This is a genomic window from Komagataeibacter melaceti, assembly GCF_003403295.1.
Lineage (GTDB): Bacteria > Pseudomonadota > Alphaproteobacteria > Acetobacterales > Acetobacteraceae > Komagataeibacter > Komagataeibacter melaceti.
This window is the reverse complement of record NZ_QUWV01000120.1, coordinates 1-17,420: the sequence shown is the minus strand read 5'-3', so window position 1 is coordinate 17,420 and position 17,420 is coordinate 1. Positions and strand designations below refer to the sequence as shown.

The following is a 17,420-nucleotide window of genomic DNA, read 5'->3' as shown; positions in this document are numbered from 1 at the left end:
CCGCCCCCCCACCGCCGCCCTGCAGCGCGTGGCGCCGGGGCGGACCGCCCTGCTGGCGTGGCAGCCGGGGCAGGCAATTGCCTTTCCGTTCCGTGGGGAAATGGAGTAGCGTCCGGCATCCCGCAACAATGTGTGAAAGATCGTTTCCTGTCCGTGTTCCAGTTCGTGCCCCCGCTCGTGTCACGCCGTTTCATCCTCTCTCCCCTGCTTGTGGCGGTGGGCGCCCTGTTCGTGCTGCCTGCCGGTGGTCGCGCGGCACATGTGCGCACCCGGCCCGCACTGGTGGTGGCAACAATGGATTCGCGGCTGGAGCAGGCGCAGAACATGGCGTTTTTCCAGCCTTTCGCCCGTGCCTCGGGGCAGCCGGTGGCGCGCCGGATCTGGGGCGGCACCCTGCCCGAACTGGACAGCCACGGCCTGCACGCGGGTAATGGCGGCACGTGGTCGCTGGTCTTTACCGAGGACAGCACCATCCGCGCCGCCTGCATGCAGGGGCTGGTCGTGCGTCTGGCGGGCAGCAGCACCAACCCCGATGGCTGCGGCGCGCCGGGGCTGACCACGCAGGTTGTGGTGGCGTGGGACCAGTCATGGCGCAAGACCGCGCCGCGCTGGGCCGATTTCTGGGATATCGTGCGTTTTCCCGGCAAGCGGGGCCTGCGGCGTGACCCGCGCACGACGCTGGAAATCGCACTCATGGCCGATGGGGTGGCCCCTGCCGATGTCTATGGCCTGCTGGCCACGCCACAGGGTGTGGACCGGGCCTTTCGCAAGCTCAGCCAGTTGCGGCCCTATATAACGTGGTGGTCCACGCCAGCGGATGCGGCCAGCATCCTTGAACGCGGGCAGGTGCTGATGAGCAGCGCGCCGGGGGATGCGGTGCGCACCATTGGCCCCCGCCGTCGTGACACGATTGGTGTCAGCACGGATATGGCGCTGTCCTATGGCCTGTCATGGGGCGTGGTGGCGGGCCAGTCGGCGGCACAGCTCGTGCAGTCACGCAACCTGCTGCACTTCATCGTGCAGCCGGACCGGCAGGCGGATTTCCTCGCGCGCTATCCCGCCACTGCCGAACAGCCCGCACCCGGTGCCACGCCCGCTGCCGTGCTGCCCATGGATGTGCAGTTCTGGCAGACCCATTATACTACCCTGGCGCACCGGTTTGACCTCTGGCTGCGGGATGCGGGCTGATGCTGCCTGACATGGCGTTCCGGCCTGCCGTCCTGTTCGGGGCGGGCGGGGGCTGTACTGCTGTCGGCCTGGTGGGCGCCAGCGTGCTGGTGCTGGTGCTGGCGGTGCGGGCCGTGGTGTCCGGCGCATGGCCCGCGCGCTGCGTGCTGCTGCGTGGTCTCATGCTGGCGCTTGCGCTGCCGGGGCTGTGGCTGGCGCTCTGGTGGCCGACCCTTGCGCGGCCGATGGGGCTGGCGGGTCATGTCATGCAGGGCGTATGTGCCGCCCCCGCCGCCATGTGGCCGCTATTGCGGGCGCTGGACCGGATTCCCCCCGGTCTGGTCCGTACGGCCAGCGGGCTGGGGGCGGATGCGAAGGCGCGGTTCCGGCTGGTCTGGCTACCGCTGCTGGGCGGGCCGGTCGTGGGGGTTGGCCTGTTTTCCGTGGCGATGGTCGTGCTGTGCGCCATGGCGGCGGGGGTGCGGCAATGAATTTTCATGAACGCGATATGACGGGACCACGCGCATGACGGATGATGAAGCTCCCTTCTGGGAAACGACGCCGCTGGCGCAGATGTCGCGTGAGCAGTGGGAATCGCTGTGTGATGGATGCGGGCGGTGCTGCCTGCACAAGCTGCGCGAGGACGAGACGGATGAGGTGCTGTTCACCGATGTCGCCTGCCGCCTGCTTGATACCAAAACCTGCCTGTGCACCGATTACGCCCACCGCCAGCGCCGGGTGCAGGACTGCATAAGCCTGACGCCGGAGATGCTGGCCAATATTGACTGGCTGCCGCCCACCTGCGGCTACATTCTGGTCCGTGATGGCGAACCCCTGCCATGGTGGCACCCGCTGGTGTCCGGCACGCACGAAACGGTGCATGAGGCAGGCATATCCGTCAGCGGCCGGGTGATCAGCGAACGTGAGGCGGGCATGCTGGAAGACCACGTGATTGACTGGCCGGGTGAGGCGCCCCGGCATGCCTTCCGCCGCACCCGGCCGCCCCGGCGCACGTGACCACCGTGGCGACGGCGCCTGCGTCTGAAGTCGTGCCCATCGCCTCGGGCCGGGTTACGGTGCAGTGGCGGTCTTCGCGGCGGGCGCGGCGCATTTCCATGCGGATCGACCCGCTTGGCGGGCATGTCGTCATCACGCTGCCGCCCGGTGCGCGCAGGACGGACGGGCTGGCCCTGCTGCGGGCACATTCCGCATGGGTCGCGGCGGGGCTGTCGCGCCTGCCGCCCAGAACGGAACTGCGCCATGGCGGCCATGTGCTGCTTGATGGGCAGCGCCACGAGATCCATCACGCCCCCGAGGCACGGCGCGGCGTATGGCTGGAAGACGGGCGGCTGCATGTCAGCGGCGCGGAGGAATTCATCGCGCGCCGGGCCATGGCCTGGCTGCGTGCGCAGGCGGATGCCCTGCTGCCCGCGCGCCTGCGCCTTCAGGCCGCGCAGGGCGGGTTCCATCCTACGCAGGTCAGGCTGCGCGATACCCGCAGCCGGTGGGGAAGCTGCTCATCCGACGGGTCCATCATGCTGTGCTGGCGGCTGGTTATGGCCCCGCAGGAAGTGCAGCACTACATCATCGCCCATGAACTCGCGCATCTGCGGCACATGAACCATGGCCCGGATTTCTGGCAACTGGTGGACCGGCTGACCCCGCACCGCAGGCAGGCCGAAAAATGGCTGCGTGCCCATGGCGCGGGCCTGCACAGGATCGGGGCGGCCTGAGGGGCCGGGTTCAGGCGGTGAACTGTTCGGTTATGATCCGTTCAGACAGGCTCTGGCCGGGATCGAACAGGACGGTGGTGTGAAGTTCACGCGCCTCGCTGATCTCGACGGAAATGACGTCGCGCACCTCGGTAAAATCGGCAACGGCGGCGACGGGGCGCTTGTCGGTTTCCAGTATGTCAAAGCGGACCCGCGCGGTGGATGGCAGCAGCGCCCCGCGCCACCGGCGGGGGCGGAACGCGCTTATGGGCGTAAGCGGCAGCAGGTTGGCCGAAAGCGGCACGATCGGCCCGTGGGCGGACAGGTTGTAGGCGGTCGAGCCTGCCGGGGTCGAGATCAGCACGCCATCGCATATCAGTTCCGGCAGGCGCACCCGGCCATCCACCTCGATGCGGATTTTCGCGGCCTGCCGGGTCTGGCGGAACAGGAAGACATCATTGATCGCCAGTGCATGCACGCATTCCCCCTCCCGCGTCATGGCCTTCATGCGCAGCGGATGCAGGGTGGCGGCCTGTGCCGAGGCCAGGCGTTCGGGCAGGTTGTCGGGCACGGCGGGGTTCATGAGAAAGCCCACCGTGCCGCAGTTGATGCCATAGACCGGCAGCGTGCGGGCCAGCGTGGTGTGCAGCATCTCCAGCATGAAGCCGTCCCCGCCCAGGCAGATCAGGGCGTCGGCTTCCTCGGGCGGGCACTGGCCGTACTGCCCCACCAGGCGCTCCAGCCAGACCTGTGCGCTCTCGTTGGGGGCGGCGGCGAAACTCAGCCGCGTGGGCAGGTATCCCCCGGTCCATCCCCCGTAGGATGTATCATTCATGGAGTGTGGATGGACAGGCGGTGATGGGCCATCACCGGCATGCGCTCACGGATGCTGTCCGTCACGCCACGGTCAAGGCGGGCGGTGCTCCAGCCCGGCCCGTCCGACACCTGCGCCACGATGGTCCCCCACGGGTCGATGATCATGGAATGGCCGTAGGTACGGCGCTTCTGGCCGCTTTCATCCGTATGGGTGCCGGTGGTGCCGCAGGCGACCATCCAGCACTGGGTCTCTATGGCGCGGGCGCGCAGCAGCGTCTCCCAGTGGGCGAGTCCGGTCTCGACCGTGAAGGCGGCGGGCACCAGCAGCACGTTCGCACCGCGTGCGCGCAGCGCGTGGAACAGGGCGGGAAAGCGGATATCGTAACAGATCGCCAGCCCCGCCGTCATGCCCTGCGGCAGCGATGCGGTTACGATGTCGGAGCCGGGTTCGTAGGTATCGCTCTCCCGGTAGCCCTCGCCGCCCGGCGTGGTGACATCGAACAGGTGGATCTTACGGTAGCGCGCGCGCTCATGCCCCGTCGCATCGAACAGCACGGAGGTATTGAACAGCTTGCCGCCATGCTTTTCCCCGATCGAGCCGCCATGGAGCGTGATGCCATGCTCCCGCGCCATGGTGGACATGAAGCGGTAGAGTGGCCCGGCCTCGCCCGCGCCATCGGGGGCGGGCAGGCTTTCGGCGGCGGCGAATTTCATGTCCCGTGTGCCGCCAAGGCAGCTCCACATTTCCGGCAGTATGACCAGATCAGGCTTGTCCGAACGGACGGCAGCACCGATCAGCGCGCGGGCGCGGTCGATATTCTCGGGCGCGGATGCGCCGGGCGCCATCTGGATGACAGTGGTGCGCATCGGGACAGAACCCTCCATAGGCATGACTGCCCCGACAATAGGACAGGCACCGCCATCCCCGCAACCGGGCGGGGGTTACGGGTTCGGTCTGTTAAAAGATGTTGCGCAGGGGTAGGATGAGGCCAGACTTCATATTGAAAAATCAATGGCGCATTCTGCATCTTCCCGAACAGTTATTTTCGCGGCCCTTGGGGGCAACCTGCTGGTGGCGGCCACCAAATTCGGCGCGGCCTTCCTGACCGGCAGTTCCTCCATGCTGAGCGAGGCCATCCACTCCCTCATCGACACCGGCAATCAGGGCCTGCTTCTGGTGGGTATCCGCCGCGCGCAGCGCCCGGCCACGGTGCAGCATCCGTTCGGCCACGGGCTGGAACTGTATTTCTGGACATTCGTGGTGGCGCTGCTGATCTTCGGGGTGGGGGCCGGTGTCTCCTTTTTCGAGGGGATCATCCATATCCTCCATCCCCAGCCCGCGACGCATGTGGTGGTCAATTACCTGGTGCTGGGGGCCAGCATCGTGTTCGAGGGCTCGGTCTGGCTGTTCGCCCTGCGCGCCTTCCGCAAGGATGGCAAGGGCCGCCGTGGCTGGGTTGAGGCCGTACAGGTCAGCAAGGACCCCACCGTATTCACGGTTCTGTTCGAGGATACGGCGGCGCTGGCGGGGCTGGCCGTGGCGTTTCTGGGCAACGTGCTGGCCGAATGGCTGGACATGCCGGTGCTGGATGGCGTGGCCTCGATCGTGATCGGGTGCATCCTGGCCCTGACGGCGGGGTTTCTGGCGCTTGAATCCCAGTCGCTACTGACGGGGGAGGGTGTCGCGCCGGAGGTTCTGGCCGCCCTGCGCCGCATGGCGCTGTCCGCGCAGGGGGTGGAGCGGCTGAATGAAATCCGTTCCCTGCATTTCGGCCCGCATGACGTGCTGGTGGTGATCAGCGTGGATTTCCGCAACGACATGAGTGCCGGACAGGTCGAGATCGTGGTCAGCGCGCTGGAACGCCAGATCAAGCAGCAGTACCCCGACGTGACGCGCGTGTTTATCGAGGCGCAGGACAGCCGCACCCAGCCCACGGGCGCGGCCGCCACGGGTGGCGCGCCTACGGCGTGACGAATTCGTCCACGTGGTATCCCTGTGCAAAGAGCAGGCTGCGCAGGGTTGTCGTGTTGACCTGATTGCTGATTTCGCGCCGGACGGCGGGCTTGGCGTGGAATGCGATGCCCGCCCCCGCCACGCGCAGCATGGCGAGGTCGTTTGCCCCGTCACCCGTGGCCATGGCGTCGGCCATGTCCAGCCCGCCCTGCGCCACCAGCCGGCGCAGGTGCTCCAGCTTCGCATCCGGCCCCAGTATGGGGCGGCCGACCTCACCCGTCAGCTTCCCGTCCGTGGCCAGCAGGGTATTGGCGTGGTTTTCATCAAAGCCGCATATCTCCGCGACCCGGCTGGTAAAGAAGGTGAACCCGCCCGAGACGAGGGCGGTGCGCGCGCCATGCGCCCGCATGGTGCGGACCAGTTCCTGCGCGCCGGTGTTCAGGCCGACATCCTTCCACGCCTTTTCCAGCAGGCTGACGGGCAGGCCGCGCAGCAGGGCGACACGTTCATGCAGGGCGGATTCGAATTCGATTTCCCCGTTCATGGAACGCCGCGTGATTTCGGCAATCTTCTCCCCGATCCCGGCATGGGTGGCGATGTCGTCCAGCGTCTCGCAACTGACGATGGTGCTGTCCATATCCGCGACCAGCAGGCGCTTGCGGCGGTTGGCGCGCGGGGTTACCAGCACGTCGATGCCACGCCCGGCAAACACCTCGCGCGCCGCCCCGATATCGGGGGCATCCCACGCATCGGGCGCGGGGCACGCGATCTCGACCGCTTCGCCTTCGGACAGGGTGACAGGGGCCGCACCCCGTACCAGGTCGCGCGCCATCTGGGTGTCAACCGGCGTGAGGGATGTGGCGCCACGATTGGCCACCAGTACAAGGGTATGGGAGAAGGATGGGGAAGAGTCAGCCATGAGGTCCGGGTATATATGACAGGGGTGAGACAATGACACGCCCCCCGGCAGGGTCGGCGCGCGTGGCGCTGATCGTGGCGGGTCCGACCTGTTCGGGCAAGTCCGCACTTGCGCTGGCGCTTGCACGGCAGGTGGGCGGCACTGTCATCAATGCCGATTCGATGCAGGTCTATCGTGACCTGCGCGTCCTGACCGCACGCCCTGACCCGCAGGAGGAAGCCAGTGTGCCGCATGCACTGTACGGTGTCCTGCCCGCGGCCGAAAGTGGCAGCGTGGCATGGTGGCGCGCGCAGGCCATCGCGGCGGCGCAGGCGGCGTGGGATGGGGGGCGCGTGCCGGTGTTCTGCGGGGGCACGGGCATGTATTTCCGCGCCCTGACCGACGGGCTGGCCGATATTCCCCAGCCCCCGCCCGCCATTCGTGCCCGGGCACGCGACATGGTGGCGCAGATGGGGCCGGAGGCGGTGCACGCCCTGCTGCGGGAGGTTGATGCCGAGACCGCCGCCACCCTGCGCCCCACCGATGGCCAGCGGATCGCCCGCGCATGGGAAGTGCGCGAGGCGACGGGCCACGGGCTGGCGTGGTGGCGGCGTGAAGCCGTGCTGCCGCCGCTTGGGGCCCGTTTCATCGCCATACGGCTGCACCCCCCGCGCGATGTGCTGCGCGCGGCCATTGCCCGGCGTTTCCATGCCATGCTGAGCCATGGCGCGCTGGATGAGGTCGCCCGCCTGCTGGCGCAGGACCTGCCCGCTACCCTGCCCGCCATGCGGGCCCACGGGGTGCCGGAACTGGCCGCCGTGCTGCGCGGCGTCATGACGCTGGAGGCGGCGGCGGAACAGGCCATCCGCCTGACCGGGCAGTACACCAAGCGGCAGGCGACATGGTTCGCCCATCATGCGCTGGCGGCGGCGGATGACACTTTTATTCACGAAAAACGGTTTGAAAATTGTGAGTCCGAGCAACAAATGGAAAGATGGACAAACAAAATCATTTCTTTTGTTATTAACCGCATTGACGCGGGGCAGGGGTTTCCGTAAACCCGGCCCGGGATTTCGCCCCTGAACGGCAGGCCGGTTGTTCCGGCCCCGTGGCGAAGGAGCAGGAACATGAATGCAGCATCGCACCAGACCGACCTGAAGCCTCACACCACCGGTACGGACAGCTCTGTTGTCCTCACGGGGGCGGAAGTGCTTCTGCGCGTACTGGCCGAGCAGGGGGTCGAGGTCATTTTCGGCTATCCCGGTGGCGCGGTCCTGCCCATTTACGATGCGATTTTCCGCCAGAACGCGATTCGCCATGTGCTGGTCCGCCACGAACAGGCGGCGGTGCACGCGGCGGAAGCCTATGCCCGCTCCACCGGCAAGGTGGGCGTGGTGCTGGTCACCAGCGGGCCGGGCGCCACCAACACGGTCACCGGCCTGCTTGACGCCATGCTGGATTCGGTCCCGGTGGTCTGCTTCTCCGGTCAGGTGGGCGTGCCGCTGATCGGCACCGATGCCTTTCAGGAGGCGGATACGACCGGCATCACGCGCCCGGCCACGAAATACAACTACCTCATCCGCCGGCCGGAGGATGTGGCGTCATGCGTGCATGAAGCCTTCCACATCGCGCGCAGCGGCCGCCCCGGCCCGGTGCTGGTGGACCTGCCCAAGAACCTGATGGTGGGGCCGGCCCCCTACAGCGCGCCGCCGCGCACGCCGCATCCGTCCTACCAGCCGCAGACCGAGCCGGGGCGTGACGTGATCGCGCGTGCCGTGACCGCGATGAAGCAGGGGCGCAGGCCGCTGTTCTATATCGGCGGCGGTATCATCAATGCCGGGCCGGAAGCCTCCGCCGCGCTGCGCAGGCTGGTGGAAAAGACGGGTTTCCCCTGTACCTCCACCCTGATGGGGCTGGGGGCGATGCCCGCGGGCGACCGCCGCTTCCTGGGCATGCTGGGAATGCACGGCACGTACGAGGCCAACATGGCCACCCATGGCTGCGATGTGCTGATCGCGCTGGGGTCGCGCTTTGATGACCGGGTGACCGGGCGGCTGGATGCGTTCTCCCCCGGTTCGTTCAAGATCCATGCCGATATCGACCCCAGCCAGATCAACAAGATCGTGCCGGTCAATGTGGGTATCGTGGGGGATGCGCGCCGCGTGATCGAGATGATGCTGGAGGAATGGGACTGTACCCCCGCCAATCCCGGCCAGCCCATCGACCTGGCAAGCTGGTGGCACCAGATCAATGAATGGCGTGCGGTCAACAGCCTCGGCTTCACGCAGGACATGGCGCCGGAGGCGATCATCCGCCCGCAATACGCCATCCGCCGCCTGCATGAACTGGCCACCGCCACGGGGCGTGACACCTATGTCTCGACCGAGGTGGGGCAGCACCAGATGTGGGCGGCCCAGCATTTCGGGTTCGACCGGCCCAACCGCTGGCTGACCTCGGGCGGGCTGGGCACGATGGGCTACGGCCTGCCTGCCGCCGTGGGCGCGCAGATCGCACACCCCGACGCGCTGGTCATCGACATCGCGGGCGAAGCCTCCACGCTCATGAACATTCAGGAACTGTCCACCATCGCGCAGTACCGCCTGCCGGTTAAGGTCTTCATCCTGAACAACCAGTACATGGGCATGGTGCGCCAGTGGCAGCAGCTGCTGCACGAATCCCGCTATTCCGAGAGCTACAGCGCGGCCCTGCCGGACTTCGTGCGGCTGGCCGAGAGCTTCCACGGCCGTGGCCTGCGTGCGACCTGCATGGGTGAACTTGATGGCGTGATTGAGGAAATGCTGGCCCATCCCGGCCCGGTGGTGGCGGATATCTGCGTGGCGCAGGAAGAAAACTGCTACCCCATGATCCCGTCCGGCGCGCCGCATAACCAGATGCTGCTTGGTCCCGATCAGGATGACGAGATCAGCGCCGAAGGCCGCATGCTGGTCTGATTTCTCCCATTACCGGGGCGGGTTTCCGCCCCGCGTTCCCCCTTCCTTCCGTTCCCGCCGTCCTGTATGGCGGCGGCTTCAGCAGTCAGGAAACACAATCATGACCACGCAGCAGGAGAGCCCGGTCTCCGCGGTCATTTCCATTCAGGTCGAGAACGAAAGCGGTGCGCTGGCGCGTGTCATCGGGCTGTTTTCGGGCCGTGGATACAATATCGAGAGCCTGACCGTGGCCCCGGTGGACGAAACCCGCCACCAGTCGCGCATCAACGTGGTCACGACCGCCGTGCCCCGCGTGCTTGAGCAGATCCGCGCGCAGGTCGAACGGCTGGTGCCGGTTTACCGTGTCGCGGTCATGACGCGGCAGGATCCGCACGTGGCGCGTGAAATGGCGCTGGTCAAGGTGATCGCCAGTGGCGAGCGCCGGGCCGACGCCCTGCGCATCGCCCAGGCCTTTCGCGCCCATCCGGTTGATGCCTCGGCCACGTCTTTCGTTTTTGAGCTGACCGGCGCGACCGACAAGCTTGATGCCTTTATCGACCTCATGCGTCCCCTCGGCCTGGCCGAAGTGTCGCGTACGGGTGTCGCGGCTATCGCCCGCGGCGCGGCAATCCTGTAAGGGGTCAGGGTTTTTACCTTTCCAGAGTTTTTTCATTTTCCCCAAGGAGTGAGATCATGCGCGTCTATTATGATCGCGATGCCGATGTGAACCTGATCAAGAGCAAGAAGGTGGCCATCATCGGTTACGGCAGCCAGGGCCATGCCCATGCCAACAACCTGAAGGATTCCGGCGTGACCGACATCGTGGTCGGCCTGCGTCCCGAATCGAAGGCCGTCGCCAAGGCCGAAGCCGCCGGCTTCAAGGTGATGAGCCCGGCCGACGCCGCCAAGTGGGCGGATGTGGTGATGGTGCTGACCCCTGATGAAGGCCAGGGCGCGCTGTACAAGGAATCGCTGGAAAAGAACCTGAAGCAGGGCGCCGCCCTTGCCTTCGCCCATGGTCTGGCGATCCATTTCCGCATCATCGAGGCCCGTCCCGACCTGGACGTTTTCCTGATTGCGCCCAAGGGTCCGGGCCACACCGTGCGTTCCGAATACCAGAAGGGTGGCGGCGTGCCGTCGCTGGTGGCCGTGGCGCAGAACGCCTCGGGCAATGCGCTTGAAATCGCGCTGTCCTACGCTTCCGCCAATGGCGGTGGCCGTGCGGGCATCATCGAGACGACCTTCAAGGAAGAGGTCGAGACTGACCTGTTTGGTGAGCAGGCCGTGCTGTGCGGTGGTCTGGTCGAACTGATCCGCGCCGGTTTCGAGACGCTGGTGGAAGCCGGTTACGCGCCGGAAATGGCGTATTTCGAGTGCCTGCACGAAATGAAGCTGATCGTGGACCTGATCTACGAAGGCGGCATCGCGAACATGAACTACTCCATCTCCAACACGGCGGAGTATGGTGAATACGTGTCCGGCCCGCGCGTGATCACGCCGGAAACCAAGGCCGAGATGAAGAAGATCCTGACCGACATTCAGGACGGCACCTTCGTGCGCAACTTCATCCTCGAAAACCAGTCCGGCAATATCGGCTTCAAGGCCACCCGTGCGCGCAACAACGAACACCAGATCGAGAAGGTGGGCGAAAAGCTGCGTGGCATGATGTCGTGGATCGGCAAGAACAAGCTGGTTGACAAGTCGCGTAACTGATCGGGTTACCGAACGCTGCGGTGGTCATTCGCCGCTGCCTGCTGAAGCGCCAGCCGGACTGTTCCGGCTGGCGTTTTTTTGTGCCTGCCTTTTCCTGCATTTGCCGTGACATGTACCCGGCGGGGGTGCCACCATGCGCGCCGGATACGAATAGCAGGAGCGCCGTACCGTGACGGATTACGTGATTCCCCCCTATGCCCTTCCCATCGTGCCCGTGGCGGGGAGTACGCGTGTCTTTCCTGTCCGGCGGATATGGTGCGTGGGGCAGAACTATGCCGCCCATGCGCGCGAAATGGGCAGCAACCCCGAACGCTCCGACCCCTTCTTCTTCTCCAAGCCCGGTGATGCCGTGGTGCCCGGCGGCGGCCTGCTGTCTTTTCCCGTCAGCACGTCCGACCTGCACCATGAAGTGGAGCTTGTCGCGGCCATCGGGCGCGAGGGGCATGACATCCCCGAGGAAAAGGCGCTGTCGCATATTTATGGCTATGCGGTCGGGCTGGACATGACCCGGCGCGACCTTCAGGCCGTGGCCAAGAAGGCGGGGCGTCCGTGGTCACTGGCCAAGGGGTTCGACCAGTCCTGTCCCATCTCGCCCATCGTGCCGGTATCGACATGCGGCCATCCGGCCAAGGGGGCCATTACGCTTACGGTGAATGGGGAACTGCGGCAGAAGGGGGACCTGTCCGACCTGATCTGGTCCGTTGCGGAAATCGTGTCCTGCCTGAGCCGGTTTGTGGCGCTGGAGCCGGGTGACCTGATCATGACCGGCACGCCCGCCGGTGTGGGGCCGGTCCGCCATGGTGACGTGCTGCACGCCACCTGCGCCGGGGTGGGCGAACTGAACGTGACATATACGGGCTAGATGGGATCAGGCCCGGCGTAACACGGGCCATTGCATAAAATAACGGAAGTGTCCGGGTGCCGCCTTTACTTGAGAAAGGCGGCATTATCTGGAATGGCTTCCCACCTTTCAGGATGGGGCGTCCATCCGCCCTGACCCCATCGGGGGCGGATGCTGCACCAGTTCATCAATGAACAGCCCGATCTTGCGTGAATGTGCCGTGCTGACCGGATGGATGGCGAAAAAGGAAATCGGGTCCGGTTCCCACTGTTCCAGCACGGTCTGCAATCGGCCGCTGGCGACGTGGCCTTCCACTTCCCACAGTGATTTCTGGGCAAGCCCCAGCCCGGCCAGCGCCCAGTGCACCGGCATTTCGGAGTCGGTTGAGGTCATGCGGGCCTGAACCCGTTCGGTGCGGGCCGCAGCCCCCCGGCCCAGCCGCCACCGGGTATGCAGGTGCGGCGTCGGGCCGTGTGCCAGACAGTCATGCTGCCCGAGGTCATCCGGCCCGGTGGGTATGCCGCGCCGCGCCAGGTAGTCGGGGCTGGCCACGATCACGCGCCGGGTCTCCATGATGCGCCGTCCGGTCAGCATGGTGTCGAGGGCCGGGGTGGCGCGGATGGCGATATCGAAACCTTCCCCCACAATATCCGCCATCCTGTCTTCCAGTGTCAGGCTAATGCAGATGTCGGGGTGACGGTGCGCGAACCGTGTCAGGAACGGCGTCAGCCACCACCGCCCGAACGGGATGGGGGCCGTAATGCGCAGTTCACCGGCCGGGGTGGTGGCGATGGCGCGGGTGTGGGCCTCCATCCGGGCGGTGGCTTCCACAATGGCGCAGGCTTCCTGGTAATAGAACTGCCCGGCGGCGGTCAGGGCATGGCGGCGCGTGGTGCGCACCAGCAGGCGGGTGCCCATGCGGCGTTCCAGCCGCGTCAGCCGGTCACTGACAACGGACGTGGCCAGCCCCAGCTCACGCGCTGCGGCGGACAGGCTGCCGCAGCGTATTATGGTGACAAATACCGCCATTTCGGTGATGTCACGCATATATTTGTTACCCTTCATGCAAGCTGCTTCCGGTTAAAGGGGATTATCATCTCCCGCCGCGCGCGCCCATAGTTGGTGCATGTGGTGTGCGTATCCGTACGCCGCTTCCTGCAAGAAGGATCGAAACATCATGCATTATCGTCAGCTTGGCCGCTCCGGCCTGCGGATTTCAGCCTTTACGCTCGGGACCATGACGTTTGGCGGCAAGGGGGATTTCGCCAAGACGGGAAATACCGACCTTGCCGGTGCGCGCCGCCAGATCGACCTGTGCATCGAAGCCGGGATCAACATGTTCGATACGGCCGATATCTATTCGACCGGTGTTTCGGAAGAAATCCTCGGCGCCGCGCTCAAGGGCCGCAGCGATGACATCATGGTCACCACAAAGGCCCGTTTCCGCATGGGCAAGGGCGCGAATGACGCCGGTCTGTCGCGCTATCACCTCATCAGCGCGTGCGAGGCCAGCCTGAAGCGTCTGGGCCGTGACCATATCGACCTGTATTACCTGCATGAATGGGATGGCCAGACCCCGCTGGAGGAAACGCTCGAAGCCCTGGATACCCTGACCCGCGCGGGCAAGATCAGGTATGCGGGCGTTTCCAACTTCTCGGCATGGCACCTGATGAAGGCGCTGGGCACGGCGGAGCGCAACCGGCTGATCGCCCCGGTGTCACAGCAGATCTATTATTCCCTCCAGGCGCGCGAGGCCGAGTACGAACTGCTGCCCGTGGCCCTTGATCAGGGGATTGGCGTGCAGGTCTGGAGCCCGCTTGCCGGTGGCCTGCTTTCGGGCAAGTACCGGCGCGGCAAGCCCCAGCCCACTGGCACGCGGCAGATCGAGAACTGGGGCGAACCCCCGGTCCATGACATTGAAAAACTCTATGACGTAGTGGAGGTTCTGGTCGCCATTGCCGAGGCGCGCGGCATATCCGCCGCACAGGTGGCGCTGGCATGGGTGGCGCAGCGCCCGGCCATTACCTCGGTCGTGATCGGGGCCCGGACCGAGGCGCAGCTTGTCGATAACCTCAAGGCTGCTGAACTGGAACTGACGGCGGATGAAATCAGCCGCCTTGATGAAGCCAGTGCGCCGCCGCTGATCTACCCGTTCTGGCATCAGGCCAGCACGGCGTCGGACCGGCTCTCGGCGGCGGATCTCCTGCTGCTTGGGCCTGCACTGGCCAAAAAGGGCGCGTGATCCCGTTGCCCGCCTGCCGCTATGGTGGCAGGCGGGTGGTTTCCCCGGGCGCATGGTTGTTCCACGAATGGCCGTTGTGCCCTCAGGGCAGGGCAGTCTTGATCTGGATCAAGGTTGAAAACCCGGCGCTAATGATCAGCTAGGCCCTGACATGGGGTGCCAGAAGGGGAGCGGAAATTGACCGCGCCATCTTGTAATAACATCAGCCAGATCCCATCTGGAATCCAGCGCCATGCCGTTGCCTGCTTAGGGACGGCACGAAGGCACAACCGTTATGTCGCCTGATTGAAAGGGACGAGGGAATAATGAATATCGAGAAGTTTACGGAGCGGTCCCGTGGTTTCCTGCAGGCCGCGCAGACCATAGCCATGCGGGACTACAACCAGCAGCTGACGCCGGAGCACCTGCTCAAGGCCCTGCTGGATGATGACCAGGGGGCGGCCGCCTCCCTTATCCGCGCGGCGGGTGGGCAGGTGCCTGCCATTACGGCCGCCAATGAAGCGGCCCTTGCCAAACTGCCCAAGGTACAGGGCAGCGGCGCGGGGCAGCCCAGCGCCACGGGTGATCTGGTGCGCGTGCTCGACAGCGCCGAACAGGGCGCGCAGAAAGCGGGTGACGCCTATGTGGCGCAGGACCGCCTGCTGGCCGCCATCGCCGCATCGGAAACACCAGCCGGTCAGGCCCTGCGCGCGGGCGGGGCAACCCCGCAGGCGCTGGACAAGGCCATTGCCACCATCCGTAAGGGACGCACCGTGGATAGCGAAAACGCAGAAGCCAGTTTTGACGCGCTGAAGAAATATGCCCGCGACGTGACCGAGGTCGCGCAGCAGGGCAAGCTCGACCCCGTGATCGGGCGTGATGAGGAAATCCGCCGCGCCATTCAGGTGCTGGCCCGGCGCAGCAAGAACAATCCCGTCCTGATCGGTGAGCCCGGCGTGGGCAAGACCGCGATCGTGGAGGGGCTGGCCCAGCGTATCGTCAACGGTGACGTGCCCGAGGCGCTGAAGAACAAGAAGCTGCTCTCGCTCGACATGGGCGCGCTGGTTGCCGGTGCGAAGTTCCGTGGTGAGTTCGAGGAACGGCTGAAAGCGGTCCTCAAGGAAATCGAATCGGCCGAAGGCCAGATCATCCTGTTCATCGACGAAATGCATACCCTTGTGGGTGCAGGCCGTAGCGATGGCGCGATGGATGCCTCCAACCTCATCAAGCCGGAACTCGCCCGCGGCGTGCTGCACTGCATCGGCGCGACCACGCTGGATGAATACCGCAAGTATATCGAGAAGGACGCGGCCCTCGCCCGCCGGTTCCAGCCGGTCTATGTGGGTGAGCCGACGGTGGCGGACACGATCTCCATCCTGCGTGGGATCAAGGAGAAATACGAACTCCATCACGGTATCCGTATTTCCGATGGTGCGCTGGTCGCGGCGGCAACGCTGTCCAACCGCTACATCACCGACCGCTTCCTGCCTGACAAGGCCATCGATCTTGTTGATGAGGCCGCAAGCCGCCTGCGCATGCAGATCGACAGCAAGCCCGAGGAACTGGACGAACTCGATCGTCGCCTGATCCAGCTCAAGATCGAGCGCGAAGCCATCCGCAAGGAAGACGACGCCGCCAGCAAGGAACGTCTGGTCAAGCTGGAATCCGAACTGTCGGAACTGCAGGAAAAGTCCGATGCGCTGACCGCCGCCTGGCATGCTGAAAAGGACCGCGTGAATGCGGTGCAGAAGCTACAGGAGGAAATGGACCAGATCCGCTCGGATATCGAGATTGCCCAGCGCAAGGGCGACCTCGCCCGTGCATCGGAGCTGATGTACAGCCGTCTGCCGCAGCTTCAGGCCCAGATTGCCAAGGCGCAGGAAGAGGCTGACCAGATCAGCAAGGGCGATGGCATGGTCAGCGATACCGTGACCGATCAGGGCATCGCCGCCGTCGTGTCGCGCTGGACCGGCGTGCCGGTGGACCGGATGCTGGAAGGCGAGCGCGCCAAGCTGCTGCGCATGGAAGACGAACTGCGCAAGAGCGTGGTGGGTCAGGAACCGGCCCTCAAGGCGGTCTCGAACGCGGTACGCCGTGCCCGTGCCGGCCTGCAGGACCCCAACCGTCCCATCGGTTCGTTCCTGTTCCTTGGCCCGACGGGTGTGGGCAAGACGGAGCTGTGCAAGGCGCTGGCCCGCTTCCTGTTCGATGACGAGAAGGCTCTGCTGCGTGTTGACATGAGCGAGTTCATGGAAAAGCACGCGGTCGCCCGTCTGGTCGGTGCCCCTCCCGGCTATGTCGGGTATGAGGAAGGTGGCGTGCTGACCGAAGCCGTCCGGCGCAGGCCCTATCAGGTCATCCTGTTCGATGAGGTCGAGAAGGCGCATGAGGATGTGTTCAACATCCTGCTGCAGGTGCTCGATGACGGCCGCCTGACGGATGGGCAGGGACGTACGGTTGATTTCCGCAACACTCTGATCGTGCTGACCAGTAACCTTGGTTCCGAAGTGCTGGCCCACCTGCCCGATGGCGAATCGGTCGAGAGCGTGCGGCCGGAGGTCATGCAGGTCGTGCGCAATCACTTCCGGCCCGAATTCCTCAACCGTCTGGACGAGATCATCCTGTTCTCCCGCCTGCAGAAGGCGGACATGGGCAAGATCGTGGAAATCCAGATCGGTCGCCTGCGCAAGCTGCTGGATGAGCGCAACATCCACCTGCGCCTGGACAAGGGCGGCGAGGAATGGCTGGCGAACGAAGGCTATGACCCCGTGTATGGCGCTCGTCCGCTCAAGCGCGTGATCCAGCGTGCACTGCAGAACCCGCTGGCGGGGCTGCTGCTGGAGGGGACCATCCATGATGGTGAAACCGTCACCGTTGATGCGAAGGATGACCACCTGACCATCAACGGGAACGAGGTGGATGCCGACTGATCCCGGCTCGCCGTAACTGATCTGGAGAAAGGAGGGGCTTGCCCCTCCTTTTTTCATATATTTTTCATCATTCGTGCATTTTTTCGGTGCGAGTAGTGAACGTTTTATGTGTTTAGTGGCTGATTTCCGTGCATTTTCTATGTTTTTTGTGTGGCGTTGACACGGTGCCCCAATATCCGTAAAAGCCCCTTCACCGGACGGCGATGCTGCTCCGGCGGGTTCTTTGACAAGAGAATAT

General features: G+C 65.2%; 16 protein-coding genes. 12 read left to right on the top strand and 4 right to left on the bottom strand.

Annotated features, from left to right (window positions below):
- Positions 1-204 precede the first annotated feature (204 nt).
- Genes DY926_RS12620 through DY926_RS12605 form a run of 4 tightly spaced genes read left to right on the top strand, consistent with a single transcriptional unit; the run spans position 205 to position 2,900 of the window.
- Positions 205-1,188, top strand: a complete 984-nt coding sequence (locus DY926_RS12620) for an extracellular solute-binding protein (protein WP_408886062.1) — start codon at positions 205-207, stop codon at positions 1,186-1,188.
- Positions 1,188-1,658, top strand: coding sequence for a hypothetical protein (locus DY926_RS12615; protein ID WP_186336166.1), 471 nt, complete (start codon positions 1,188-1,190; stop codon positions 1,656-1,658). The genes DY926_RS12620 and DY926_RS12615 overlap by 1 nt, the downstream gene beginning before the upstream one ends.
- Before the next feature lie 34 nt (positions 1,659-1,692).
- The gene (locus tag DY926_RS12610; protein WP_116703687.1) at positions 1,693-2,184 is read left to right on the top strand and encodes a YcgN family cysteine cluster protein; all 492 of its coding nucleotides are present in this window, start codon (positions 1,693-1,695) and stop codon (positions 2,182-2,184) included.
- Between the two features lie 5 nt (positions 2,185-2,189).
- A complete protein-coding gene (locus DY926_RS12605) occupies positions 2,190-2,900 on the top strand; it encodes a M48 family metallopeptidase (protein WP_116703690.1) in 711 nt (236 codons plus the stop codon).
- A gap of 10 nt (positions 2,901-2,910) precedes the next feature.
- Here the strand turns inward: DY926_RS12605 and DY926_RS12600 are convergent, their stop codons facing one another.
- Together DY926_RS12600 and DY926_RS12595 are read right to left on the bottom strand one after the other, a co-directional pair.
- Positions 2,911-3,714, bottom strand: coding sequence for an NAD kinase (locus DY926_RS12600; protein ID WP_116703686.1), 804 nt, complete (start codon positions 3,712-3,714; stop codon positions 2,911-2,913).
- Positions 3,711-4,562 carry a carbon-nitrogen hydrolase family protein gene (locus DY926_RS12595; RefSeq protein WP_116703685.1) on the bottom strand — a complete coding sequence of 284 codons (852 nt, stop codon included), beginning with the start codon at positions 4,560-4,562 and terminating at the stop codon, positions 3,711-3,713. The genes DY926_RS12600 and DY926_RS12595 overlap by 4 nt, the downstream gene beginning before the upstream one ends.
- A gap of 145 nt (positions 4,563-4,707) precedes the next feature.
- Here DY926_RS12595 and DY926_RS12590 point away from each other — a divergent pair, with 145 nt between their 5' ends.
- Positions 4,708-5,667: a cation diffusion facilitator family transporter gene (locus tag DY926_RS12590; RefSeq protein ID WP_116703684.1), complete on the top strand. Its 960-nt coding sequence runs from the start codon at positions 4,708-4,710 to the stop codon at positions 5,665-5,667.
- On the opposite strand, the gene serB is transcribed toward DY926_RS12590, so the two are convergent.
- Positions 5,657-6,568 (bottom strand): phosphoserine phosphatase SerB, encoded by a 912-nt coding sequence (serB, locus tag DY926_RS12585; protein ID WP_116703683.1) that lies wholly within the window; start codon positions 6,566-6,568, stop codon positions 5,657-5,659. The genes DY926_RS12590 and serB overlap by 11 nt on opposite strands.
- A 32-nt stretch (positions 6,569-6,600) precedes the next feature.
- On the opposite strand from serB, the gene miaA reads away from it, so the two are divergent.
- From miaA to DY926_RS12560, 5 genes are all read left to right on the top strand, one after another.
- Positions 6,601-7,605: a tRNA (adenosine(37)-N6)-dimethylallyltransferase MiaA gene (gene miaA / locus DY926_RS12580; RefSeq protein ID WP_116703682.1), complete on the top strand. Its 1,005-nt coding sequence runs from the start codon at positions 6,601-6,603 to the stop codon at positions 7,603-7,605.
- Positions 7,606-7,674: 69 nt separating this feature from the next.
- Entirely contained in the window at positions 7,675-9,498 is a 1,824-nt protein-coding gene (gene ilvB / locus DY926_RS12575; protein WP_116703681.1) for a biosynthetic-type acetolactate synthase large subunit, read from the top strand.
- A gap of 100 nt (positions 9,499-9,598) precedes the next feature.
- Positions 9,599-10,114 (top strand): acetolactate synthase small subunit, encoded by a 516-nt coding sequence (gene ilvN / locus DY926_RS12570; protein WP_116703680.1) that lies wholly within the window; start codon positions 9,599-9,601, stop codon positions 10,112-10,114.
- A gap of 56 nt (positions 10,115-10,170) precedes the next feature.
- Positions 10,171-11,190 carry a ketol-acid reductoisomerase gene (ilvC, locus tag DY926_RS12565; RefSeq protein WP_116703679.1) on the top strand — a complete coding sequence of 340 codons (1,020 nt, stop codon included), beginning with the start codon at positions 10,171-10,173 and terminating at the stop codon, positions 11,188-11,190.
- Between the two features lie 169 nt (positions 11,191-11,359).
- Positions 11,360-12,052, top strand: a complete 693-nt coding sequence (locus DY926_RS12560; RefSeq protein ID WP_116703678.1) for a fumarylacetoacetate hydrolase family protein — start codon at positions 11,360-11,362, stop codon at positions 12,050-12,052.
- A 108-nt stretch (positions 12,053-12,160) separates the two neighbouring features.
- Here DY926_RS12560 and DY926_RS12555 read toward each other — a convergent pair whose 3' ends face one another.
- Entirely contained in the window at positions 12,161-13,096 is a 936-nt protein-coding gene (locus DY926_RS12555) for a LysR family transcriptional regulator (protein ID WP_241503202.1), read from the bottom strand.
- Positions 13,097-13,208: 112 nt separating this feature from the next.
- On the opposite strand from DY926_RS12555, the gene DY926_RS12550 reads away from it, so the two are divergent.
- On the top strand, positions 13,209-14,273 hold the full coding sequence (locus DY926_RS12550) for an aldo/keto reductase (RefSeq protein ID WP_116703677.1): 1,065 nt from the start codon (positions 13,209-13,211) through the stop codon (positions 14,271-14,273).
- Positions 14,274-14,578: 305 nt separating this feature from the next.
- Positions 14,579-17,182: an ATP-dependent chaperone ClpB gene (clpB, locus tag DY926_RS12545; RefSeq protein WP_116703676.1), complete on the top strand. Its 2,604-nt coding sequence runs from the start codon at positions 14,579-14,581 to the stop codon at positions 17,180-17,182.
- Positions 17,183-17,420: the final 238 nt, after the last annotated feature.